Genomic DNA, 22,873 nt, shown 5'->3' with positions numbered 1-22,873 from the left:
TACGCGTTACAGGCTACAAAAGGGTGTTGCTGGCTGTGCGGGTGTGGTTCAGCTGCTGCGCATCAGCGGATAAAGCTCTTTGAGCAGTTTGCGGCGACTGATCACCAACTGCCAGCGATGACCGCCCAACTGCCGCCACAAGCGCGCCGAGCGGATGCCGGCCAGTAACAGGGCGCGGATCTTCGAGGCGTTGCTTGGCTGCTGCAGGTTGCGCATGTCACCGTGCACTTGAATGCGTTGGCGCAGGGTGCTCAAGGTGTCCTGATACAGCGCGCCACAGGCGGCGATCACGTTTTCGTGGGCCGGGCCGAAATGTTCGACCTGGGACTGAATCTGCGGCAAGCGCTTGCCGATCACTTCAAGCATGTCGCCGCGCTTGGCCAGTTGGCGCTCAAGACCGAGCATCGACAGGGCGTAGCGCAAGGGTTCGCGCTGCAAGGTGCTCGGGTCGCGTTCAAGGGCGCCGATCAACGCGCGATAACCTTCGCGCAGATTGATATCGTCGCCGCCGTAGACCTCCAGCGTGTCCTTGGGGTCGATGATCAACAAGCTGCCAAGCATGCAGGTCAGGCCGGCTTCGCTGACCTGCCCGGTCTTGGCTATCTTGTCGACCAGCACGGCGGCGAGAAACACGCCGCCAAGCGCTGTCAGTTGCTCCTGAGTCGGGCTCATGCGCACGAATCCTTGCTGCTCCAGGGTTCGGCGACTTCGATGACACCGCCACCGAGGCAAACTTCACCGTCGTAAAACACCACCGATTGACCAGGGGTGACCGCGCGCTGCGGGTCATCGAAGGTGGCGCGGTAGCCGTTGGCGGTTTTTTCCAGGGTGCAAGGCTGGTCGCTCTGGCGATAGCGGACTTTTGCCGTGAGTTTGCGCGGCGAGCTCAGGTCGACCGGGTTGACCCAGTAGATGTCCGAGGCGAGCAGGGCGCGGGAGAACAGCCAAGGATGGTCATTGCCCTGGCCAACGATCAGCTCGTTGTGTTCCAGGTCCTTGATCAGCACGTACCACGGCTCGTCGCTGGCGTCTTTCAAGCCGCCGATGCCCAGGCCCTGACGCTGACCGATGGTGTGGTACATCAGGCCGTGGTGGCGGCCGATCACTTCGCCTTCGGTGGTCTTGATGTCGCCCGGCTGTGCCGGCAGGTATTGCTTGAGGAAGTCGCTGAAACGTCGTTCACCGATAAAGCAGATACCGGTGGAATCTTTCTTCTTCGCGGTGGCCAGGGCGTGTTTCTCGGCAATCGCGCGAACTTCGGGTTTTTCCAGTTCGCCGACCGGGAACAGGGTCTTGGCGATCTGTTCGCCGCCTACGGCGTGCAGGAAGTAGCTCTGGTCCTTGTTCGGGTCCAGGCCTTTGAGCAATTCGGTACGGCCATCGATGTCGCGACGGCGCACGTAATGGCCGGTGGCGATCAGGTCGGCGCCGAGCATCATGGCGTAGTCGAGGAACGCCTTGAACTTGATTTCACGGTTGCACAGGATGTCCGGGTTCGGCGTGCGGCCGGCCTTGTATTCGGCCAGGAAGTGCTCGAACACGTTATCCCAGTACTCGGCGGCGAAGTTGGCGGTGTGCAGCTTGATGCCAATCTTGTCGCACACGGCCTGAGCGTCCGCCAGGTCGTCCATGGCGGTGCAGTAGTCTGTTCCGTCGTCCTCTTCCCAGTTCTTCATGAACAGGCCTTCCACCTGATAACCCTGCTCGATCAGCAGTAGGGCGGAAACGGAAGAGTCCACGCCGCCGGACATGCCGACAATGACGCGCTTCTTTTGTGTGTCAGAAGGGGCTGGATCACGCATAGGGATTTAATGAGTGTCTTGAAAAAGGACGCGATTCTATCAGGCCCGAGCCTGCAAGGCTAAAGAGAAGGGCGGATCAGTTCGAGACTGAAGAGTTTACCGCTCAGGTAATCGTCGATACAGCGAATAATCAGCTCGCTGCGCCAGCGCTCGTGTTGCGCAAGGAGTTCGTCGCGGGTCAGCCATTTTGCGCCGACGATGCCGTCGTCGAGTTGATAATCGGGGTGGTGTTTCAAGGCTTTGGCGGCAAAACACACACGTTGGTAAGTCACGCCGTTGCTTGGGGCGGTATAGAGGTAGATGCCTACTACGCCGGTAGCTTCAACGTCCCAGCCGGTTTCTTCGAGGGTTTCACGAATGGCGGCTTCGGTCAGGGTTTCGTTCGGGTCCAGATGCCCGGCCGGTTGATTGAGTACCACGCGTCCGGCCTTGAGCTCTTCGACCATCAGGAAGCGGCCGTTGTCTTCGACGATGGTGGCGACGGTGATGTGGGGTAGCCAATCCATGAATGTGCCTCGGATCATTGTAGGAGCAAAGCTTGCTCGCGATGGTATCACTGCGGTGTGTCTGTAAGGCCGCGGTGCCTGGATCGCGAGCAAGCTTTGCTCCTACAGGTTTGTGGGGTGTTGGAAACAGAAACCCCGGCACGGGGCCGGGGCTTCTTTGCATCCTTACAACCTTAAACCAGCGCAGCAATCGCCGCGTTGAAGGTGTTGCTTGGGCGCATGGCCTTGCTGATCAGCTCGGCGTCGGCGTGGTAGTAACCGCCGATGTCGACTGGCTTGCCCTGAACGGCGTTGAGCTCGGCAACGATGGTCGCCTCGTTCTCGGTCAGGGTTTTTGCCAGTTGGCTGAACTGCGCTTGCAGCGCTGCGTCTTCAGTCTGGGCGGCCAGGGCCTGGGCCCAGTACAGCGCCAGGTAGAAGTGGCTGCCGCGGTTGTCGATGTTGCCGACTTTGCGCGATGGCGACTTGTTGTTGTCCAGGAACTGGCCGGTGGCCTGGTCCAGGGTCTTGGCCAGCACCAGCGCCTTAGGGTTGTTGTAAGTAACACCCAGGTGCTCAAGGGAGGCGGCCAGGGCCAGGAACTCGCCCAGGGAATCCCAGCGCAGGAAGTTTTCTTCCAGCAGTTGCTGAACGTGCTTCGGTGCCGAACCGCCAGCGCCGGTTTCGAACAGACCGCCGCCATTCATCAGTGGAACGATCGACAGCATCTTGGCGCTGGTGCCCAGCTCCATGATCGGGAACAGGTCGGTCAGGTAGTCACGCAGTACGTTACCGGTCACCGAGATGGTGTCCTTGCCTTCGCGAGTACGGGCCAGGGTGAAGGCCATCGCGTCGACTGGCGACATGATGCGGATGTCCAGGCCGGAAGTGTCGTGGTCCTTCAGGTAAGCCTGAACTTTCTCGATCACTACGCCGTCGTGGGCGCGCATTGGGTCCAGCCAGAAGATTGCCGGCGTTGCGCTTGCGCGAGCACGGTTGACGGCCAGTTTGACCCAGTCCTGGATCGGCGCGTCTTTGGTCTGGCACATGCGGAAGATGTCGCCGGCTTCAACCGACTGCTCCAGCAGAGTGCGACCAGCGCTGTCGGAAACCCGAACCACGCCGTTTGCCTTGATCTGGAAAGTCTTGTCGTGGGAGCCGTACTCTTCGGCTTTTTTCGCCATCAGGCCAACGTTTGGCACGCTGCCCATGGTGGTTGGGTCGAAGGCGCCGTGTTGCTTGCAGTCTTCGATCACCGCCTGGTAGATGGTGGCGTAGCAGCGATCCGGGATCACGGCCTTGGTGTCGTGCAGCTGGCCGTCGGTGCCCCACATCTTGCCGGAGTCACGGATCATGGCTGGCATCGAGGCGTCGACGATAACGTCGCTCGGCACGTGCAGGTTGGTGATGCCTTTGTCGGAGTTGACCATCGCCAGCGAAGGGCGAGCGGCGTAGACCGCCTGGATGTCCGCTTCGATCGCCGCTTGCTGCTCGGCAGGCAACGCCTTGATGCGGGCGTACAGGTCGCCGATGCCGTTGTTCAGGTTGAAGCCGATCTGTGCCAGCACGTCAGCGTGCTTGGCCAGGGCGTCTTTATAGAACTCGGCAACGATCTGGCCGAACATGATCGGGTCGGAGACCTTCATCATGGTGGCTTTCAGGTGAACCGACAGCAGAACGCCTTTTTGCTTGGCGTCTTCGATTTCTGCGGCGATGAAGCTGCGCAGGGCGTTTTTGCTCATCACGGCGCAATCGAGGATCTCACCGGCTTGCACGGTGGTTTTTTCTTTCAGGACGGTGGTGGTGCCGTCTTGAGCGATCAGTTCGATTTTCACGGCGTCAGCGGCGTCGATCAGGGCAGCTTTTTCGCTGCCGTAGAAATCGCCGGTGCTCATGTGAGCGACGTGAGACTTGGAGTCTTTTGCCCAGGCGCCCATTTTGTGCGGGTGCTTGCGAGCGTAGTTCTTGACCGACAGTGGCGCGCGGCGATCGGAGTTGCCTTCACGCAGAACCGGGTTTACCGCGCTGCCCTTGATCTTGTCGTAACGGGACTTGGCGTCCTTGTCAGCGTCGCTGGTGACGGTTTCCGGGTAGTCCGGCAGTGCATAGCCCTGGGCTTGCAGTTCTTTGATCGCGGCCTGCAGTTGCGGAACCGAAGCACTGATGTTCGGCAGTTTGATGATGTTGGCTTCAGGCGTGACGGCCAGCGCGCCCAGTTCGGCGAGGTGGTCGGCTACGGCTTTATTACCCAATTGCTCGGGGAAGCTGGCCAGGATGCGCCCTGCAAGAGAGATATCGCGGGTTTCCACGGCGATATCAGCGGAGGCGGTGAAAGCCTCTACGATAGGCAACAGTGAATAGGTGGCGAGGGCTGGGGCTTCGTCGGTGAAGGTGTAGATGATCTTCGAGCGGTTGGGCATATTCGGATTAACTCTCTTCTTTGCTAAAGCGTGCGCAGAAACTCGAGGGGCGCCGGGTAAGCGCGTTCGTTCAAAGTCATCCATGAGCCGAATGTCGAGGTTTCTTCGCGGTGATGTTGGGTGCATCAGTCGAGCGTCAAGCGGGTGGACTGCGGTAACAGCCCGGCTTTAATCGGGCGGAAAGTCTCGTAATAGAGAGGTTCGCCTATGTGACCCTGCGGTCAGCGGCGGCATTATACATAGGTAGCTGGCAATCTGCCGATGGTTCATATGCAACGAATATCGTCCATTGGTCTAAAGGTCGCAGGCGTGCGTGCGGCGTAGAGTCGTCTACCGTGCTTGAGTTTGGCGCTTTTCCCTTTGCTTTCAGGCTTGTACGTCGTGAACTGTGCGGCTTTGCGGCAGATCGATGGAACATAGGGTTTGCGTGCCGATTCAACTGGGGTACGCTCGGACGAAGCCAGATGTTCAATCCAAACAATGGAGTTCAGCATGGGATACAAGAAGATTCAGGTTCCAGCAGTCGGCGACAAAATCACCGTCAATGCAGACCATTCTCTCAATGTTCCTAACAACCCGATCATCCCTTTCATTGAAGGTGATGGTATCGGCGTTGATATCAGCCCGGTCATGATCAAGGTTGTCGATGCTGCTGTTAAGAAGGCTTACGGCGGCGAGCGCAAAATTTCCTGGATGGAAGTCTACGCCGGGGAAAAAGCGACTCAGGTTTACGATCAGGACACCTGGCTGCCTCAGGAAACTCTGGATGCAGTCAAGGATTACGTGGTTTCCATCAAGGGCCCGCTGACCACGCCGGTCGGTGGCGGTATCCGTTCCCTCAACGTTGCCCTGCGTCAGCAGCTCGACCTTTATGTGTGCCTGCGTCCTGTGCGCTGGTTCGAAGGCGTGCCTAGCCCGGTCAAGAAGCCTGGCGATGTCGACATGACGATCTTCCGCGAGAACTCGGAAGACATCTACGCGGGTATTGAATGGAAGGCCGGTTCGCCGGAGGCGACCAAGGTCATCAAGTTCCTCAAAGAAGAAATGGGCGTTACCAAGATCCGTTTCGACCAAAATTGCGGTATCGGCATCAAGCCGGTTTCCCTGGAAGGCACCAAGCGTCTGGCACGCAAGGCTCTGCAATATGTTGTCGACAATGATCGCGATTCGCTGACCATCGTCCACAAAGGCAACATCATGAAGTTCACCGAAGGTGCCTTCAAGGAGTGGGCCTACGAAGTGGCCGCTGAAGAATTCGGCGCAACCCTGCTCGACGGCGGCCCGTGGATGCAGTTCAAGAACCCGAAAACCGGCAAGAACGTCATCGTCAAGGATGCCATCGCCGACGCCATGCTCCAGCAGATCCTGCTGCGCCCGGCTGAATACGATGTGATCGCGACCCTGAACCTGAACGGCGACTACCTGTCCGACGCCCTGGCGGCAGAGGTGGGTGGTATCGGTATCGCGCCAGGTGCCAACCTGTCCGACACCGTGGCGATGTTCGAAGCCACCCACGGCACTGCACCGAAGTACGCCGGCAAGGACCAGGTCAACCCGGGTTCGCTGATTTTGTCTGCTGAAATGATGCTGCGTCACATGGGCTGGACCGAAGCGGCCGACCTGATCATCAAGGGCACCAACGGCGCAATCTCGGCCAAGACCGTGACCTATGACTTCGAACGTCTGATGGAAGGCGCCAAACTGCTGTCTTCTTCCGCGTTCGGCGATGCGCTGATCTCGCACATGTAAGCTGATTTGCGTTAAATAAAAAACCGGCCGACTCAAATGATGAGTCGGCCGGTTTTTTTATGTCTCTAAGTTTGCTGGTATCAGCTCAACGCACGCTCGTGCTGGACGGTCGTTGCAGGCGCGGGCGCATTGGCCTTTACTGTAGCTGAGTCGATGTTGATCGCGTGCAGGCCTTTGGGGCCCTGGATGATCTCGAAACTCACGGATTGGCCTGCTTTCAAGGTCTTGTAGCCGTCCATTTTAATGGCCGAGTAGTGGGCAAAGAGATCTTCCTCCTTGCCGTCCTCGTTGATGAAGCCATATCCCTTGGCATTGTTGAACCACTTGACCTTACCGCTAGCCATGCTCATATCCCTCTGCAACAGACTCCATCACTGGAGTATCATCCAGTTAATCCGCATCAACCCTGAAATGGGGTTGGCTGTGCGGACCTTTTTTACCCACCGTGGGCTCTATTGGTTGTAACACTGATTTGCCGATAGTCAAGGTGACCAAGCAGTCGGGGTTGAAAAGCTCTGGGGCCGCCCCCACCACTGTATTCAGCTCAACTAACGAACCTTTCTTTCCATGCATGCTATCAGCCAGATTCGACTAACATTCAATCAGGATCGCCCTGATTTACACGACGACGATTCAGCAGGCATTGCTGTACAGGAGGCTAAGCCTGCGTTACAGGCGCCGCCGATGTACAAGGTGGTTTTGTTCAATGATGACTACACACCGATGGATTTCGTCGTCGAAGTGCTCGAGGTGTTTTTTAACCTGAATCGCGAGCTGGCGACCAAGGTCATGCTGGCCGTCCATACAGAAGGACGGGCAGTATGTGGAGTGTTTACCCGCGACATCGCCGAGACCAAGGCCATGCAGGTCAACCAGTACGCCAGGGAAAGCCAGCATCCGCTACTCTGTGAAATCGAGAAGGACGGTTAACGCCGACCACTTGGGTATGAGGTGAAGCTATGTTAAACCGCGAGCTCGAAGTCACCCTCAATCTCGCCTTCAAGGAGGCGCGTTCGAAACGTCATGAGTTCATGACCGTCGAACACCTCCTGTTGGCTCTATTGGATAATGAGGCAGCCGCCACCGTTTTGCGTGCGTGCGGCGCAAACCTCGACAAACTCAAGCATGACCTGCAGGAGTTCATCGACTCCACCACGCCTTTGATCCCCCTTCATGACGAGGATCGCGAAACCCAGCCAACCCTGGGCTTCCAGCGTGTACTGCAACGTGCTGTCTTTCATGTACAGAGCTCGGGCAAACGCGAAGTAACTGGCGCCAACGTGCTGGTTGCAATCTTCAGTGAGCAAGAGAGTCAGGCGGTGTTCCTGCTGAAACAGCAGAGCGTTGCACGCATTGATGTCGTCAATTACATCGCTCATGGCATCTCGAAAGTGCCTGGGCATGGCGAACACTCTGAAGGTGAGCAAGATATGCAGGACGACGAGGGCGGTGAGTCTTCTTCTTCAGGCAATCCTCTGGATGCATATGCCAGCAACCTCAACGAACTGGCGCGCCAGGGGCGTATCGACCCATTGGTCGGGCGTGAAATGGAAGTTGAGCGTGTCGCGCAGATTCTGGCGCGTCGGCGTAAAAACAATCCGTTGCTGGTCGGCGAGGCAGGCGTGGGTAAAACCGCAATTGCCGAAGGTCTGGCCAAGCGCATTGTCGACAATCAGGTGCCTGATCTGTTGGCCAATAGCGTGGTTTATTCGCTCGATCTGGGCGCATTACTCGCTGGGACCAAATACCGTGGCGATTTCGAGAAACGCTTCAAGGCGTTGCTCAATGAGCTGAAAAAACGTCCGCAGGCGATCCTGTTCATCGACGAGATCCACACCATTATTGGTGCAGGTGCCGCCTCTGGCGGTGTCATGGATGCTTCGAACCTGCTCAAGCCGCTGCTGTCGTCGGGTGATATCCGTTGCATCGGCTCGACCACGTTCCAGGAATTCCGTGGGATCTTCGAAAAAGACCGTGCCCTGGCTCGGCGCTTCCAGAAGGTCGATGTGTCGGAGCCTTCGGTCGAAGACACCATTGGTATCCTGCGCGGTCTCAAGGGGCGTTTCGAGCTCCATCACAATATCGAATACAGTGATGAAGCCCTGCGCGCCGCTGCCGAACTGGCATCGCGCTACATCAATGACCGGCACATGCCGGACAAGGCCATCGACGTCATCGACGAGGCGGGCGCCTATCAGCGTCTGCAGCCGATCGAGAAGCGTGTGAAACGCATCGAAGTGCCTCAGGTCGAGGACATCGTGGCGAAGATCGCGCGGATTCCGCCAAAACACGTCACCAGCTCCGACAAAGAGTTGCTGCGTAACCTTGAGCGCGATCTGAAGTTGACGGTGTTCGGCCAGGATGCGGCGATTGATTCCTTGTCGACCGCGATCAAGCTGTCCCGTGCGGGTCTGAAGTCGCCTGACAAGCCTGTCGGTTCGTTCCTGTTTGCCGGCCCTACCGGGGTCGGTAAAACCGAAGCGGCCCGGCAACTGGCCAAGGCGCTCGGGATCGAACTGGTTCGCTTCGACATGTCCGAATACATGGAACGCCACACCGTTTCGCGTTTGATCGGTGCACCTCCGGGGTACGTCGGGTTCGATCAGGGCGGCCTGCTGACTGAAGCGATCACCAAGCAGCCTCATTGCGTGCTGTTGCTCGATGAAATCGAGAAGGCGCATCCGGAAGTCTTCAACCTGCTGTTGCAGGTCATGGACCACGGTACGCTTACCGATAACAACGGGCGCAAGGCGGATTTCCGTAACGTGATCGTCATCATGACGACCAACGCCGGTGCCGAAACCGCAGCTCGGGCTTCTATTGGCTTCACGCATCAGGATCACTCGTCTGACGCGATGGAAGTGATCAAGAAGAGCTTCACGCCGGAATTCCGTAACCGTCTGGACACCATTATCCAGTTTGGTCGCCTCAGTCATGAGGTCATCAAAAGCGTGGTGGACAAGTTCCTTACCGAACTGCAGGCGCAGCTGGAAGACAAGCGTGTACTGCTCGAGGTCACCGACGCTGCACGCAGTTGGCTGGCGGCCGGTGGTTATGATGCGACGATGGGTGCGCGACCAATGGCGCGCTTGATTCAGGACAAGATCAAGCGTCCGCTGGCGGAGGAGATTCTCTTTGGCGAACTGGCCGAGCATGGCGGTGTGGTACACATCGACATCAAGGATGGCGAGTTGACCTTCGACTTTGAGACTACTGCTGAAATGGCCTGACGGTTGTTGCTGTTGCTTTAAAGCAGAAGGCGCCTGGTGGCGCCTTTTTGCTGTCTGTGGGTTGGGGTTGGGGTTGGGGTTGGGGTGTATATCCGTTGCTGCGGTAACGGCGGCTGGCGGTTTCGCCCTTACGGCGACTCACTTTTTTTACAAGCGCCTAAAAAAAGTAAGCAAAAAAACGCTCGCCCCAAGCGTACGGCACCTCGCTTAGGCTCGGCGTTCCCTCGCTACGGTATTCATCAGGAGGCATCGCCTACGGTCTGCTTCGCGACGACCTCCTCTCGATGTGTCCGGCTACGCCGTACGGCGCTACGCGCCAACCTCCTGATGAACACCTCCACTCGGCCTCCCGAAGGGGCGGGCGGATCAAGATCAACAGCGGCAGGCGAGCTAACGCTCGGCCTGTTGAGTGGTGGGGAGATGCGCTGCTTTGCCTTTTTTTCCTTTTTTTCCTTTTTTGTGGGAGCCGGGCTTGCCCGCGATGACGACCTGACAGCCGACCAATCTCTCACAGATGTACGCCATTCAAAAGTGTGGGAGCTGGCTTGCCCGCGATGACGACCTGACAGCCGACCAATCTCTTGCAGATGTACGCCATTCAAAAGTGTGGGAGCTGGCTTGCCTGCGATGGCGGCCTGACAGCCGACCAATCTCCTGCATATGCACGCCAATCCCATTGTGGGGGCGAGGCTGCTCGCGATGGCGACTTGACTGGCGGATCTGCACCTATCAAAACTGTGGGGGCTGGCTTGCCTGTGAAGGCGGTCTGACTGTTGATCGGTTTCTGGTGGATGTACTCGAATTACAGTGGGGCTACAAAACGCTTTGGCTTTGGCTTTGGCTTTGGCTTTGGCTTTTGATCTTGATCTGTTTTTGATCTTTCGCCCCATCGGCAGGCCGAGCGTAGGTGTCCATCAGGGGGTAGGCGCGCAGCGCCGTTCGACGAAGTCGAACACATCGAGAGGAGGTCGTCGCGAAGCAGACCGTAGGCGATGCCCCCTGATGGGCACCGTAGGGAGGGAACACCGAGCCTTGGCGAGGTGCCGTACGCCGGGGCGAAGCCTTTTGCTTACTTTTCGCTGGGCCGGCACCCCGGCGTCTGGAAAAGTGAGTCGCTGTAAGAGCGAAACCATAAGCAGCCGTTACCGCAGCAACGGATATACACCCCAGCCGAAAGATCCCAGACAAACAAAAACGCCCGGCAGAGCCGGGCGTTTTGTATTGACTTGATTAACGAGCGCGGTAAGTGATCCGCCCTTTGCTCAAATCATAGGGCGTCAGCTCGACGCGCACTTTGTCACCGGTAAGAATACGAATGTAATTCTTGCGCATCTTGCCGGAAATATGCGCGGTTACGACGTGCCCATTTTCCAACTCCACACGAAACATGGTGTTGGGCAGGGTGTCGACGACAGTGCCTTCCATTTCGAAGCTGTCTTCTTTCGACATGCAGTAAAGCCCTCGGTATCCAATGAATGGCCCGGTGCAACTGCGCCAGGCAAAAGCGGCGTGCATTGTGCCCGAAAAGTGGGGTTTAAGCCAAGGGCTTTAGGGCTGAACCTAGTTCAGTACCACCCAGCGCTGATTAATCAGCAGCTCTATGGGGCGATATTGGGTCTTGTAGTTCATTTTCTTGCAGTTTTTGATCCAGTATCCAAGGTAAACCGCGTCCAGTCCCAGGCGCCGGGCTTCGTTGATTTGCCAGAGAATCGCGTAACGCCCCAGGCTGCGGCGATCTTCTTCGGGCTCATAGAAGGTGTAGACCGCCGACAAGCCGTTGGGCAGCAGATCCGTCACGGCGACCGCCAGCAGACGGCCTTCGAGGCGGAACTCATAGAAACGCGAAAACGGCAGGTCGCGGACCAGAAAGGTCGAAAACTGATCGCGGCTGGGCGGGTACATGTCGCCATCGGCGTGGCGCTGTTCGATATAGCGTTGGTAAAGCTCGAAATATTCTTCGCTGAAACCCGGTTTGGCCGGGCGAACCTGCAGGTCGGCGTTGCGTTTGAAAATGCGTTTTTGCTGACGGTTTGGCGAAAACTGTGCAACCGGAATGCGCGCTGGCACACACGCATTGCAATTTTGGCAATGCGGCCGGTACAGGTGATCGCCACTGCGACGAAAACCCATTTCCGACAGGTCTGCATAGACATGCACATCCATGGGCTGGCTAGGGTCGAGGAACAGCGTGGTGGCCTGTTCGTCGGGCAGATAGCTGCAAGAGTGGGGCTGAGTGGCATAGAACTTGAGGCGCGCCAACTCGGTCATGAATCAACCCTCGGGAATAGCTGTTCAATTAAGTGTAAGCCACGAGCGCAAAAGTCGCTCAGCAAACCCATGGGGCGCCGCTGGCTTGATCAAGGTGTTGCTGCAGATAGCCAGCAAACTCTCGGCGCGGGATCGCCCGGGCACCCAGACTGTGCAGATGACCGGTCGGCATCTGGCAGTCGATCAGCACGAAACCGGCGTCCTTGAGGTGGTTGACCAGCGTGGCGAAGCCGACCTTGGAGGCGTTGTCGGCCCGGCTGAACATCGATTCACCAAAAAACAGCTGACCCATGGCCAGGCCATAGAGCCCACCCACCAATACCCCTTGGTCCCAGACTTCGACCGAGTGGGCGTATCCGCGAGCGTGCAGCTCCATGTAGGCGGTTTGCATCGCTTCGGTGATCCAGGTGCCATCGGCGTACTCCCGCGGAGCTGCGCAGGCGCGTATGACGGCCGGGAAGTCCTGATCGAACGTCACGTCGTAACGCTTTTGGCGCAACAGCTTGCCGAGGCTGCGAGAAATATGCAATTCGTCGGGAAACAATACGGTGCGTGGGTCAGGAGACCACCACAGGATCGGTTGGCCCTCCGAAAACCACGGGAAGCAACCGTGGCGGTAAGCCTGGATCAGCCGATCGGCGCTCAGGTCGCCGCCAGCGGCAAGCAGGCCGTTGGGGTCGCGCATGGCTTTTTCCAGCGGCGGGAATTTCAGGGAGTCGCGTTGTAACCAGGTCAGCATGGTATCCAGGCTTGCAGAAGGGGAGGGCAGCGGCAGGCATTGGCCTGCCGCAATGAATGTCTTATCAGTTGTCGTCCAGGTACTTCTCCGCGTCCAGTGCCGCCATGCAGCCGGCACCGGCGGAAGTCACCGCCTGACGGTAGACATGGTCGGCCACATCGCCGGCGGCAAACACCCCTTCGATCTCGGTGGCGGTGGCATTGCCTTCGCTGCCGCCGCGAACTCGCAGGTAGCCGTTATGCATTTCCAGCTGACCCTGGAACAGGTCGGTATTGGGTTTATGGCCGATGGCGATGAATACGCCGGTCAGCTCCAGGTCTTTCATCGCGCCGGTCAGGCTGTCGCGCAGGCGTGCACCGGTTACGCCGCTGGCATCGCCCAATACCTCTTCAAGGTTCTGGTTCCAGTGCAGGCGAATGTTGCCATTTTTGGCACGCTCGAACAGTTTGTCCTGAAGAATCTTCTCTGAGCGCAGTTTGTCGCGACGATGAATCAGATGCACTTCCTTGGCGATGTTGGCCAGGTACAGCGCTTCTTCAACGGCCGTGTTGCCACCGCCAATCACTGCGACCACCTGATTGCGGTAGAAAAAACCATCGCAGGTGGCACAGGCAGAAACGCCTTTGCCGGCGAAGGTTTCTTCAGAAGGCAGCCCCAGGTATTGTGCCGAAGCACCGGTCGCGATAATCAATGCATCGCAGGTGTAGGTGCCACTGTCGCCAGTGAGGCGAAACGGCCGCTGCTGCAACTCTGCGGTGTGAATGTGGTCGTAGACGATCTCGGTGTCGAAACGCTCGGCATGTTTTTGCATGCGTTCCATCAGCACCGGGCCGGTCAGGCCTTCAACATCGCCTGGCCAGTTGTCGACTTCAATGGTGGTGGTCAATTGACCGCCGGCTTGCAGGCCGGTAATAACAGTCGGCTTGAGGTTGGCACGAGCGGCATAAACGGCGGCGCTGTAACCGGCAGGGCCGGAACCCAGAATGATCAGGCGTGAATGCTTAGCTTCGCTCATAAAAACACCTCATAAGCCTTTGTCACAAAAGAGAATGCATGCTCAAATTGAAGCGCACGCAACGTACTTTTGGCTATGCTACACCTTAGCTGCTCTGGCGTGGCATCGTGCGGGCAAACCCGTACAATGCCGGTCTGTATCAGGATGTTCCGAAATCTTCGTTATAAAAGATCGCTGTCTTCGGCATCTCCGACGGTTTCAGATTTCGATGTCAGAGTGTTAAAAGTAGTCTCTGTTGCGCCCGTTAACTTTGTTACCTGCCCGGAGTGGGCAGTTTTTTGTAGTCAATCAACAGTTGGACGCGCTACAGGCGCAGGAAAAGACGCGTTTTGAAGAAATCCACCGCAGCACCTAAAACAGTAGTTCCACTCTGGCGTCAGCATCTGCACTACCGGCTCAAGGAAGGTGCACTGATCGCCATCGGTGCCTTGTGCCTGTTCCTGATGATGGCCTTGCTGACCTATGGCAAGGACGATCCGGGCTGGAGTCATAACAGCAAAATCGACGATGTACAGAACTTCGGCGGGCCGGCCGGCTCCTACAGCGCCGATATCCTGTTCATGGTGCTGGGTTACTTCGCCTATATCTTCCCGCTGTTGCTGGCGATCAAGACTTACCAGATCTTTCGCCAGCGCCACGAACCGTGGCAGTGGAGCGGCTGGCTGTTTTCCTGGCGCCTGATCGGCCTGGTGTTTCTGGTGCTGTCGGGCGCAGCCCTGGCGCATATCCATTTCCACGCCCCGACCGGTTTGCCGGCCGGCGCTGGCGGTGCATTGGGTGAAAGCCTGGGCGATCTGGCGAAGAACGCGCTGAATATCCAGGGCAGCACCCTGATGTTCATCGCGCTGTTTCTGTTCGGCCTGACCGTGTTCACCGACCTTTCATGGTTCAAGGTGATGGACGTCACCGGCAAGATCACTCTCGACCTGTTCGAACTGTTCCAGGGAGCTGCCAATCGCTGGTGGGCTGCGCGCACTGAACGCAAGCAACTGGTTGCACAATTGCGTGAAGTCGACGATCGGGTGCACGAAGTCGTGGCTCCGACCGTGACCGACAAGCGCGAGCAAGCCAAGGTCAAGGAACGCCTGATCGAGCGTGAACAGGCCCTGAGCAAGCACATGTCCGAGCGCGAGAAGCAGGTTCCGCCGGTGATTGCTCCAGCACCGCCGAAAGCGCCGCCTCCAAGCAAACGCGTCGAAAAAGAGAAACAGGCGCCGCTGTTCGTAGACAGTGCAGTGGAAGGCACCTTGCCGCCGATCTCGATTCTCGACCCGGCTGAAAAGAAACAACTCAACTATTCGCCTGAGTCGCTGGCTGCGGTTGGCCATCTGCTGGAAATCAAGCTCAAGGAATTCGGCGTCGAAGTCTCGGTGGATTCGATTCACCCGGGCCCGGTGATTACCCGCTACGAGATTCAACCGGCGGCCGGGGTAAAAGTCAGCCGTATCTCCAACCTGGCCAAAGACCTTGCGCGTTCGCTGGCAGTGACCAGTGTGCGGGTAGTGGAAGTGATTCCCGGCAAGACCACGGTCGGCATCGAGATTCCCAACGAAGACCGGCAGATCGTGCGCTTCTCCGAAGTGTTGTCGACACCGGAATACGATGACGCCAAGTCCCCGGTCACCCTGGCCCTGGGCCATGACATCGGCGGCAAGCCGGTCATCACCGACCTGGCAAAAATGCCTCACCTGCTGGTAGCCGGTACCACCGGTTCCGGTAAGTCGGTGGGCGTGAACGCAATGATTCTGTCGATCCTGTTCAAGTCGGGCCCGGAAGACGCCAAGCTGATCATGATCGACCCGAAAATGCTTGAATTGTCGATCTACGAAGGCATTCCGCACCTGCTGTGCCCGGTGGTCACCGACATGAAGGACGCCGCCAACGCGTTGCGCTGGAGCGTGGCCGAGATGGAACGTCGCTACAAGCTGATGGCGAAGATGGGCGTGCGTAACCTGTCGGGCTTCAACCAGAAGGTCAGAGAAGCGCAGGAGGCGGGTACACCGCTGACAGATCCGTTGTACAACCGCGAAAGCATTCACGACGAAGCTCCGCTGCTGACCAAGCTGCCAACCATCGTGGTGGTGGTCGACGAATTCGCCGACATGATGATGATCGTCGGCAAGAAGGTTGAAGAGCTGATCGCCCGGATCGCCCAGAAAGCCCGTGCGGCCGGTATTCACTTGATCCTTGCGACCCAGCGTCCATCGGTGGATGTGATCACCGGTCTGATCAAGGCCAACATTCCGACCCGTATGGCGTTCCAGGTATCGAGCAAGATCGACTCGCGAACCATCATCGACCAGGGTGGTGCCGAGCAGTTGCTGGGTCACGGTGACATGCTTTACATGCCACCGGGCACCAGTCTGCCGATTCGGGTTCACGGCGCGTTCGTTTCCGACGATGAAGTTCACCGGGTAGTTGAAGCCTGGAAACTGCGCGGTGCACCGGAGTACAACGACGACATCCTTAACGGTGTCGAAGAGGCGGGCAGTGGCTTTGAAGGCAGCAGCGGTGGCGGCGACGATGATGCGGAAACCGACGCGCTCTATGACGAAGCGGTGCAGTTCGTGCTGGAAAGCCGCCGCGCCTCGATCTCTGCGGTTCAGCGCAAGCTGAAGATCGGCTACAACCGCGCTGCGCGCATGATCGAAGCCATGGAAATGGCCGGGGTCGTGACCTCCATGAATACCAACGGCTCGCGCGAAGTGCTTGCACCAGGCCCTATGCGCGACTGACCGGTGCCGCGTGAAATCACGCGGCACGCCATTCAAACGAATATCAAAGAGGACTCCCATGCGTCTTATCCGCATGTTGCTGCTGCCGGTACTGGCTTTAACCACGCTTTCGGCCCACGCCGATGACAAGGACGTGGCGCGTCTGACTCAGTTGCTCGAAAAGTCGCAGACCCTGACCGCACGTTTCTCTCAGCTGACCCTCGACGGCAGCGGTACTCAGTTGCAGGAAACCGCTGGCGAAATGTCCTTGCAGCGTCCGGGCCTGTTCTACTGGCACACCGATGCACCGCAAGAACAGCTGATGGTGTCGGATGGCAAGAAGGTTTCCTTGTGGGACCCGGACCTGCAACAGGTCACCATCAAGAACCTTGATCAGCGCCTGACCCAGACTCCAGCATTGTTGCTGTCCGGTGATGTGTCGAAAATCAGCCAGAGCTTCGCCATTACGTCCAAGGAAGCCGGCGGCGTGATCGACTTCACGCTCAAGCCCAAGACCAAGGACACGCTGTTCGACAGCCTGCGCCTGTCGTTCCGCAACGGTATGGTCAATGACATGCAGATGATCGACAGCGTCGGTCAGCGCACCAATATCCTGTTCACCGGGGTCAAGGCCAACGAGCCGATTCCGGCCTCCAAGTTCAAGTTCGACATCCCCAAGGGCGCGGACGTGATCCAGGAATAAAGAGCAGCAGTAACCCGGTGCTGGACAGTCAAGGAAAGCTGCAGCACACACACATAATTTGTGGTGAGGGGGCTTGCCCTAATGCCGATCACTTAAGCCGAATACTGAACCTGTGGCGAGGGAGCTTGCTCCCGCTGGGGCGCGAAGCGGCCCTGAAAATGGGGACTGCTACGCAGTCCAGCGGGAGCAAGCTCCCTCACCACAGGGTATTCGCCAGACTTGAGAATTACGTAATAATTCGAGGTTTTAACCCTACGTGATGGACCTGTTTCGCAGTGCCCCGATAGCTCAGCCGTTGGCCGCCCGTTTACGTGCGGCCAACCTGGACGAGTATGTCGGTCAGGAACACCTGTTGGCCCGCGGCAAGCCGTTGCGCGAGGCGCTGGAGCAGGGTGCCTTGCACTCGATGATTTTCTGGGGGCCGCCGGGCGTGGGTAAAACCACCCTGGCGCGACTGCTCGCGGAAGTTTCGGATGCGCACTTCGAAACGGTCTCGGCGGTGCTGGCCGGGGTCAAGGAGATCCGCCAGGCGGTGGAAGTTGCCAAGCAGCAGGCCGGGCAATATGGCCGCCGAACCATTCTGTTCGTCGACGAAGTCCATCGCTTCAACAAGTCGCAACAAGATGCCTTTCTGCCGTACGTCGAAGACGGCACGCTGATTTTCATTGGCGCGACCACCGAAAACCCGTCGTTTGAACTGAATAACGCACTGCTGTCCCGTGCGCGCGTCTACGTGCTCAAGAGCCTCGACGAAACCGCGCTGCACAAACTGGTGCAGCGGGCGTTGACCGAAGAGCGTGGTCTGGGCAAGCGTCAGCTGAGCCTCGGCGACGACGGTTTCAAGATGCTGCTCAGCGCCGCTGACGGTGACGGCCGGCGTCTGCTGAACTTGCTGGAGAACGCCTCCGACCTGGCCGAAGACGGCACGGAAATCGGCGTCGAGCTGCTGCAAAGCCTGCTTGGCGACACCCGGCGACGTTTCGACAAAGGCGGCGAAGCGTTTTACGACCAGATCTCTGCGCTGCACAAATCGGTGCGCGGCTCCAACCCGGACGGCGCGCTGTACTGGTTCGCACGGATGCTCGATGGTGGCTGCGATCCGTTGTACCTGGCCCGGCGCGTGGTGCGCATGGCCAGCGAAGACATCGGCAATGCTGACCCGCGTGCCTTGAGCCTGTGCCTGGCGGCGTGGGATGTGCAGGAGCGGCTGGGCAGCCCCGAAGGCGAGTTGGCGGTCGCGCAGGCGATTACCTATCTGGCCTGTGCGCCGAAAAGCAACGCGGTTTATATGGGCTTCAAAGCTGCCATGCGTAGCGCTGCCGAGCATGGCTCGCTGGAAGTCCCGCTGCATTTGCGCAATGCCCCGACCAAGTTGATGAAACAACTCGGTTACGGCGACGAATACCGTTATGCCCACGACGAACCGGACGCTTACGCGGCCGGCGAAGATTATTTCCCGGAGGAACTGGAGCCGCAGTCGTTCTATCGTCCGGTACCCCGTGGCCTCGAATTGAAGATCGGCGAGAAGCTCAACCACCTTGCGCAGCTGGACCGTCTGAGCCCCAAACAGCGGAGAAAACCTTGATTCCCTTGATCGTTGCGGTCTCCGTCGGCGGTATTGCCGGCACATTACTGCGTTTTGCGACCGGCAACTGGATCAACGCAAATTGGCCGCGGCACTTCTATACCGCGACGCTGGCCGTTAATATCATTGGCTGCCTGTTGATCGGCTTTTTGTATGGTCTGTTTATGCTGCGCCCGGAAGTGCCGATTGAGGTGCGTGCCGGGTTGATGGTGGGCTTCCTTGGCGGCCTGACGACTTTTTCATCCTTTTCACTGGATACGGTGCGCTTGCTCGAAAGCGGGCAAGTACCGCTGGCCCTGGGCTACGCGGCAATCAGCGTATTCGGCGGGCTGCTCGCGACCTGGGCTGGCCTGTCCCTGACCAAACTTTGATAAACGAGAGACCGACATGCTCGATTCCAAACTGTTACGTAGCAACCTTCAGGACGTAGCGGACCGCCTGGCATCCCGCGGCTTCAGCCTGGATGTTGCGCGCATCGAAGCGCTGGAAGAACAGCGCAAGACCGTCCAGACCCGCACCGAAGCACTGCAGGCTGAACGTAACGCGCGCTCCAAATCCATCGGTCAGGCCAAGCAGCGCGGCGAAGACATCGCGCCGTTGATGGCCGACGTCGAGCGCATGGCGAACGAGCTTGGTATCGGCAAAGTCGAGCTGGACGAGATCCAGACCGAACTGGACTCGATCCTGCTGAATATTCCGAACCTGCCGCACGAGTCGGTGCCGATTGGTTCCGACGAAGACGGCAACGTCGAAGTGCGCCGCTGGGGCACGCCGACCACCTTCGATTTCGAGATCAAGGATCACGTCGCGCTGGGCGAGAAGTTCGGCTGGCTGGACTTTGAAACCGCGGCCAAGCTGTCCGGTGCCCGTTTCTCCTTGCTGCGTGGGCCGATTGCCCGTCTGCACCGCGCACTGGCGCAGTTCATGATCAACCTGCACACCACCGAGCATGGCTACGAAGAAGCCTACACGCCTTATCTGGTTCAGGCGCCGGCCTTGCAGGGCACCGGTCAACTGCCGAAGTTCGAGGAAGACCTGTTCAAGATCAGCCGCGAAGGCGAAGCCGATCTGTACCTGATCCCGACTGCTGAAGTGTCGCTGACCAACATCGTGGCTGGCGAAATCATCGACGCCAAACAGCTGCCGATCAAATTCGTCGCTCACACCCCGTGCTTCCGTAGCGAAGCCGGTGCGTCGGGCCGTGACACCCGTGGGATGATTCGTCAGCACCAGTTCGACAAGGTCGAAATGGTCCAGATCGTTGAGCCATCGACTTCGATGGAAGCGCTGGAAAGCCTGACCGCCAACGCCGAGAAAGTCCTGCAATTGCTCGAACTGCCATACCGTACCCTGGCGCTGTGCACCGGCGACATGGGCTTCAGCGCGGTCAAGACCTACGACCTGGAAGTGTGGGTCCCGAGCCAGGGCAAATACCGTGAAATTTCGTCGTGCTCCAACTGCGGCGATTTCCAGGCCCGGCGCATGCAAGCACGTTTCCGTAACCCGGAAACCGGCAAGCCCGAGCTGGTCCACACCCTGAACGGTTCCGGCCTGGCGGTCGGTCGTACCCTGGTGGCGGTGCTGGAGAACTATCAGCAGGCCGACGGTTCGATCCGCGTGCCAGCCGTGCTCAAGCCGTACATGGGCGGCCTTGAGGTCATCGGCTAAATGGAATTTCTGCCGCTGTTTCACAACCTGCGCGGCAGTCGTGTGTTGGTCGTCGGTGGAGGGGAGATTGCCTTGCGCAAATCCCGTCTGCTGGCCGACGCCGGCGCGCTGCTGCGGGTCGTTGCACCTGAGATCGAAGCCCAGCTGCGTGAGCTGGTGCAGAACAGTGGCGGCGAGTTGGTGTTGCGCGGCTATCGTGAGTCGGACCTCGACGGCTGCGGGCTGATCATTGCCGCTACCGACGACGAACCACTGAATGCGCAAGTCTCCAAAGATGCTCATCGGCGCTGCGTGCCGGTCAACGTGGTGGACGCGCCGGCCCTGTGCAGCGTGATCTTCCCGGCGATCGTCGACCGTTCGCCGTTGGTGATTGCCGTGTCCAGCGGCGGCGATGCGCCGGTGTTGGCGCGGTTGATCCGCGCCAAGCTGGAAACCTGGATTCCTTCGACCTATGGCCAACTGGCCGGGTTGGCAGCGCGTTTTCGCAATCAGGTCAAAGGCCTGTTCCCGGATGTGCAGCAACGTCGGGCATTCTGGGAAGAGGTGTTCCAGGGGCCGATCGCTGATCGTCAATTGGCCGGGCAGGGCGCTGAAGCCGAGCGTTTGTTGCTGGCGAAAATCAACGGCCAATCCCCCAACGCTCCAGGTGAGGTGTATCTGGTCGGCGCAGGGCCGGGTGATCCGGATCTACTGACATTCCGTGCCTTGCGGCTGATGCAGCAAGCCGATGTGGTGCTGTATGACCGTCTGGTAGCACCGGCGATTCTTGAGTTGTGCCGTCGTGATGCCGAGCGGATCTATGTCGGCAAGCGACGTGCCGATCATGCGGTGCCTCAGGATCAGATCAACCAGCAATTGGTGAACCTGGCCAAGCAGGGCAAGCGTGTGGTGCGGCTGAAGGGCGGTGATCCGTTCATCTTTGGCCGTGGTGGCGAAGAGATCGAAGAACTGGCGGCCCACGGCATTCCGTTCCAGGTCGTGCCGGGTATTACCGCCGCCAGCGGTTGCGCAGCCTACGCCGGGATTCCGCTGACTCACCGCGATTACGCGCAGTCGGTGCGTTTTATCACCGGTCACCTGAAGGACGGCACCTCGGATCTGCCGTGGGGCGATCTGGTCGCGCCAGCGCAAACCCTGGTGTTTTACATGGGGCTGGTGGGGCTGCCGATCATCTGCGAAGAATTGATCAGGCATGGTCGTTCGGCGGACACGCCGGCAGCGTTGATCCAGCAGGGCACGACGCCTAATCAACGAGTTTTCACCGGCACGCTGGCCAACCTTCCACAGCTGGTGGCGGAGCATGAAGTGCATGCGCCGACCTTGGTGATCGTGGGAGAAGTGGTGCAACTTCGCGAGAAACTCGCGTGGTTTGAAGGCGCCCAGTCGCAACTCTGAACACTGTGGCGAGGGGGCAAGCCCCCTCGCCACAATTGATCGTTGTCACGGCCGGGTTTCAGTTCAGCACCTAGGCCTTGCGCCAAACCCCTTTCCCGCTCAACCGCTCCCGATCATGGGCGACGGTGAAATCCTGCGCCGGTCCCTTCGGCACAATGCCGGTCGGATTGATCGTGCGATGGCTCGCGTAGTAATGCCCCTTGATGTGGGCAAAGTCTACGGTGTCGGCAATCCCTGGCCACTGATACAGCTCGCGTAACCAGTTCGACAGGTTCGGGTAATCGGCGATCCGTCGCAGGTTGCACTTGAAGTGGCTGTAATACACCGCGTCGAAGCGAATCAGCGTGGTGAACAGGCGAATGTCTGCCTCGGTCAAGTATTCACCCGCCAGATAGCGCTTCTGGCCCAGTCGGTTTTCCAGCCAGTCGAGCTCACTGAACAACTCATCAAAGGCTTCTTCATAAGCCGTTTGCGAGGTGGCAAACCCGGCGCGATACACGCCGTTGTTCACCGCCGGATAAATCCGCGCATTCAGCTCATCGATTTCAGCGCGTAAAGGTTGCGGGTAGAAGTCCAGGTCGTTGCCGGTCAGACCGTCGAATGCACTGTTGAACATGCGGATGATTTCCGCTGATTCGTTGCTGACGATGCGTTTTTGCAGGTTATCCCACAGCACGGGCACTGTTACGCGACCGGTGTAGTCGGCGGTATCGGCGGTGTAGCGCTGGTGCATGAACGTGAGGTGGTCGAGCTTGTCGCCAGTGGAGCCGAAGGCTTTGTCGAAGGTCCAGCCGTTTTCCAGCATCAGCCAGCTGACCACCGACACATCGACCAGGCTTTCCAGGCCTTTGAGCTTGCGCAGAATCAGCGTGCGGTGCGCCCAGGGACAGGCAAGCGAGACATAGAGGTGATAACGACCCGCTTGCGCAGGGAAACCGCCTTCACCGCTGGGGCCGGGTTTGCCGTCGGTGGTCAGCCAGTTACGGCGCTGCGCTTGTTCGCGCTGGAACGCGCCGTCCTTGCTGCTTTCGTACCACTGATCACGCCATTGCCCTTCGATCAGCAAACCCATCTTGAACTCCAAAGTCGTTAAACGTTGG

The 22,873-nt window shown here is 58.6% G+C and carries 19 protein-coding genes; 9 read left to right on the top strand and 10 right to left on the bottom strand.

Annotated features, from left to right (window positions below; translation table 11 throughout):
* Window positions 1–48: 48 nt before the first annotated feature.
* The 4 genes from hflD to AO353_RS27695 all read right to left on the bottom strand — a co-directional run bounded on the left by hflD (window position 49) and on the right by AO353_RS27695 (window position 4,707).
* Window positions 49–672, bottom strand: coding sequence for a high frequency lysogenization protein HflD (gene hflD, locus AO353_RS27710; protein ID WP_054597850.1), 624 nt, complete (start codon window positions 670–672; stop codon window positions 49–51).
* Window positions 669–1,802 carry a tRNA 2-thiouridine(34) synthase MnmA gene (mnmA, locus tag AO353_RS27705; RefSeq protein WP_054597849.1) on the bottom strand — a complete coding sequence of 378 codons (1,134 nt, stop codon included), beginning with the start codon at window positions 1,800–1,802 and terminating at the stop codon, window positions 669–671. Before mnmA ends, hflD begins: the two co-directional genes overlap by 4 nt.
* A gap of 59 nt (window positions 1,803–1,861) precedes the next feature.
* Window positions 1,862–2,308 (bottom strand): NUDIX hydrolase, encoded by a 447-nt coding sequence (locus AO353_RS27700; protein ID WP_054597848.1) that lies wholly within the window; start codon window positions 2,306–2,308, stop codon window positions 1,862–1,864.
* A gap of 173 nt (window positions 2,309–2,481) precedes the next feature.
* Window positions 2,482–4,707, bottom strand: a complete 2,226-nt coding sequence (locus AO353_RS27695; protein WP_054597847.1) for an NADP-dependent isocitrate dehydrogenase — start codon at window positions 4,705–4,707, stop codon at window positions 2,482–2,484.
* Window positions 4,708–5,199: 492 nt separating this feature from the next.
* On the opposite strand from AO353_RS27695, the gene icd reads away from it, so the two are divergent.
* Window positions 5,200–6,456, top strand: a complete 1,257-nt coding sequence (icd, locus tag AO353_RS27690; protein ID WP_054597846.1) for an NADP-dependent isocitrate dehydrogenase — start codon at window positions 5,200–5,202, stop codon at window positions 6,454–6,456.
* Between the two features lie 80 nt (window positions 6,457–6,536).
* On the opposite strand, the gene cspD is transcribed toward icd, so the two are convergent.
* The gene (gene cspD, locus AO353_RS27685) at window positions 6,537–6,800 is read right to left on the bottom strand and encodes a cold shock domain-containing protein CspD (protein WP_162491273.1); all 264 of its coding nucleotides are present in this window, start codon (window positions 6,798–6,800) and stop codon (window positions 6,537–6,539) included.
* Window positions 6,801–7,023: 223 nt separating this feature from the next.
* On the opposite strand from cspD, the gene clpS reads away from it, so the two are divergent.
* Window positions 7,024–7,386: an ATP-dependent Clp protease adapter ClpS gene (gene clpS, locus AO353_RS27680; protein WP_015094394.1), complete on the top strand. Its 363-nt coding sequence runs from the start codon at window positions 7,024–7,026 to the stop codon at window positions 7,384–7,386.
* Between the two features lie 29 nt (window positions 7,387–7,415).
* Window positions 7,416–9,686: an ATP-dependent Clp protease ATP-binding subunit ClpA gene (clpA, locus tag AO353_RS27675; protein WP_054597844.1), complete on the top strand. Its 2,271-nt coding sequence runs from the start codon at window positions 7,416–7,418 to the stop codon at window positions 9,684–9,686.
* A gap of 1,230 nt (window positions 9,687–10,916) precedes the next feature.
* On the opposite strand, the gene infA is transcribed toward clpA, so the two are convergent.
* From infA to trxB, 4 genes are all read right to left on the bottom strand, one after another.
* Window positions 10,917–11,135, bottom strand: coding sequence for a translation initiation factor IF-1 (gene infA, locus AO353_RS27670; RefSeq protein WP_002553999.1), 219 nt, complete (start codon window positions 11,133–11,135; stop codon window positions 10,917–10,919).
* A gap of 111 nt (window positions 11,136–11,246) precedes the next feature.
* The gene (locus AO353_RS27665) at window positions 11,247–11,954 is read right to left on the bottom strand and encodes an arginyltransferase (protein ID WP_054597843.1); all 708 of its coding nucleotides are present in this window, start codon (window positions 11,952–11,954) and stop codon (window positions 11,247–11,249) included.
* A gap of 58 nt (window positions 11,955–12,012) precedes the next feature.
* Window positions 12,013–12,693, bottom strand: coding sequence for a leucyl/phenylalanyl-tRNA--protein transferase (gene aat / locus AO353_RS27660; protein WP_054597842.1), 681 nt, complete (start codon window positions 12,691–12,693; stop codon window positions 12,013–12,015).
* 64 nt (window positions 12,694–12,757) lie between these two features.
* Window positions 12,758–13,708: a thioredoxin-disulfide reductase gene (gene trxB, locus AO353_RS27655; RefSeq protein ID WP_054597841.1), complete on the bottom strand. Its 951-nt coding sequence runs from the start codon at window positions 13,706–13,708 to the stop codon at window positions 12,758–12,760.
* A gap of 329 nt (window positions 13,709–14,037) precedes the next feature.
* Between trxB and ftsK the strand changes: the two genes are divergently transcribed.
* The 6 genes from ftsK (at window position 14,038) to cysG (ending at window position 21,773) form a co-directional block, all read left to right on the top strand.
* Window positions 14,038–16,443: a DNA translocase FtsK gene (gene ftsK, locus AO353_RS27650; RefSeq protein WP_054597840.1), complete on the top strand. Its 2,406-nt coding sequence runs from the start codon at window positions 14,038–14,040 to the stop codon at window positions 16,441–16,443.
* 58 nt (window positions 16,444–16,501) lie between these two features.
* Window positions 16,502–17,125, top strand: a complete 624-nt coding sequence (lolA, locus tag AO353_RS27645) for an outer membrane lipoprotein chaperone LolA (protein ID WP_019689841.1) — start codon at window positions 16,502–16,504, stop codon at window positions 17,123–17,125.
* Between the two features lie 259 nt (window positions 17,126–17,384).
* Window positions 17,385–18,710, top strand: a complete 1,326-nt coding sequence (locus AO353_RS27640; RefSeq protein ID WP_020723510.1) for a replication-associated recombination protein A — start codon at window positions 17,385–17,387, stop codon at window positions 18,708–18,710.
* Complete coding sequence (gene crcB / locus AO353_RS27635) at window positions 18,707–19,081, top strand: fluoride efflux transporter CrcB (RefSeq protein WP_054597839.1); 375 nt, start codon at window positions 18,707–18,709, stop codon at window positions 19,079–19,081. The genes AO353_RS27640 and crcB overlap by 4 nt, the downstream gene beginning before the upstream one ends.
* 16 nt (window positions 19,082–19,097) lie before the next feature.
* Window positions 19,098–20,378 carry a serine--tRNA ligase gene (gene serS, locus AO353_RS27630; protein WP_054597838.1) on the top strand — a complete coding sequence of 427 codons (1,281 nt, stop codon included), beginning with the start codon at window positions 19,098–19,100 and terminating at the stop codon, window positions 20,376–20,378.
* Window positions 20,379–21,773 carry a siroheme synthase CysG gene (gene cysG / locus AO353_RS27625; protein WP_054597837.1) on the top strand — a complete coding sequence of 465 codons (1,395 nt, stop codon included), beginning with the start codon at window positions 20,379–20,381 and terminating at the stop codon, window positions 21,771–21,773. It begins immediately after the preceding gene.
* 70 nt (window positions 21,774–21,843) lie between these two features.
* Here the strand turns inward: cysG and AO353_RS27620 are convergent, their stop codons facing one another.
* Complete coding sequence (locus AO353_RS27620) at window positions 21,844–22,845, bottom strand: glutathione S-transferase family protein (RefSeq protein ID WP_054597836.1); 1,002 nt, start codon at window positions 22,843–22,845, stop codon at window positions 21,844–21,846.
* Between the last annotated feature and the right edge of the window lie 28 nt (window positions 22,846–22,873).

The organism is Pseudomonas fluorescens, from assembly GCF_001307155.1.
Classification (GTDB): domain Bacteria; phylum Pseudomonadota; class Gammaproteobacteria; order Pseudomonadales; family Pseudomonadaceae; genus Aquipseudomonas; species Aquipseudomonas helvetica.
Note: the sequence above shows the minus strand (reverse complement) of the source record. Positions and strands in the feature narration are given on the sequence as shown.

What these genes read in the sequence shown, in the direction of transcription:
- hflD (WP_054597850.1), bottom strand. Translation starts at nt 672, where the DNA reads ATGAGCCCGACTCAGGAGCAACTGACAGCGCTTGGCGGCGTGTTTCTC.
- mnmA (WP_054597849.1), bottom strand. Translation starts at nt 1,802, where the DNA reads ATGCGTGATCCAGCCCCTTCTGACACACAAAAGAAGCGCGTCATTGTC.
- AO353_RS27700 (WP_054597848.1), bottom strand. Translation starts at nt 2,308, where the DNA reads ATGGATTGGCTACCCCACATCACCGTCGCCACCATCGTCGAAGACAAC.
- AO353_RS27695 (WP_054597847.1), bottom strand. Translation starts at nt 4,707, where the DNA reads ATGCCCAACCGCTCGAAGATCATCTACACCTTCACCGACGAAGCCCCA.
- icd (WP_054597846.1), top strand. Translation starts at nt 5,200, where the DNA reads ATGGGATACAAGAAGATTCAGGTTCCAGCAGTCGGCGACAAAATCACC.
- cspD (WP_162491273.1), bottom strand. Translation starts at nt 6,800, where the DNA reads ATGGCTAGCGGTAAGGTCAAGTGGTTCAACAATGCCAAGGGATATGGC.
- clpS (WP_015094394.1), top strand. Translation starts at nt 7,024, where the DNA reads ATGCATGCTATCAGCCAGATTCGACTAACATTCAATCAGGATCGCCCT.
- clpA (WP_054597844.1), top strand. Translation starts at nt 7,416, where the DNA reads ATGTTAAACCGCGAGCTCGAAGTCACCCTCAATCTCGCCTTCAAGGAG.
- infA (WP_002553999.1), bottom strand. Translation starts at nt 11,135, where the DNA reads ATGTCGAAAGAAGACAGCTTCGAAATGGAAGGCACTGTCGTCGACACC.
- AO353_RS27665 (WP_054597843.1), bottom strand. Translation starts at nt 11,954, where the DNA reads ATGACCGAGTTGGCGCGCCTCAAGTTCTATGCCACTCAGCCCCACTCT.
- aat (WP_054597842.1), bottom strand. Translation starts at nt 12,693, where the DNA reads ATGCTGACCTGGTTACAACGCGACTCCCTGAAATTCCCGCCGCTGGAA.
- trxB (WP_054597841.1), bottom strand. Translation starts at nt 13,708, where the DNA reads ATGAGCGAAGCTAAGCATTCACGCCTGATCATTCTGGGTTCCGGCCCT.
- lolA (WP_019689841.1), top strand. Translation starts at nt 16,502, where the DNA reads ATGCGTCTTATCCGCATGTTGCTGCTGCCGGTACTGGCTTTAACCACG.
- AO353_RS27640 (WP_020723510.1), top strand. Translation starts at nt 17,385, where the DNA reads ATGGACCTGTTTCGCAGTGCCCCGATAGCTCAGCCGTTGGCCGCCCGT.
- serS (WP_054597838.1), top strand. Translation starts at nt 19,098, where the DNA reads ATGCTCGATTCCAAACTGTTACGTAGCAACCTTCAGGACGTAGCGGAC.
- cysG (WP_054597837.1), top strand. Translation starts at nt 20,379, where the DNA reads ATGGAATTTCTGCCGCTGTTTCACAACCTGCGCGGCAGTCGTGTGTTG.
- AO353_RS27620 (WP_054597836.1), bottom strand. Translation starts at nt 22,845, where the DNA reads ATGGGTTTGCTGATCGAAGGGCAATGGCGTGATCAGTGGTACGAAAGC.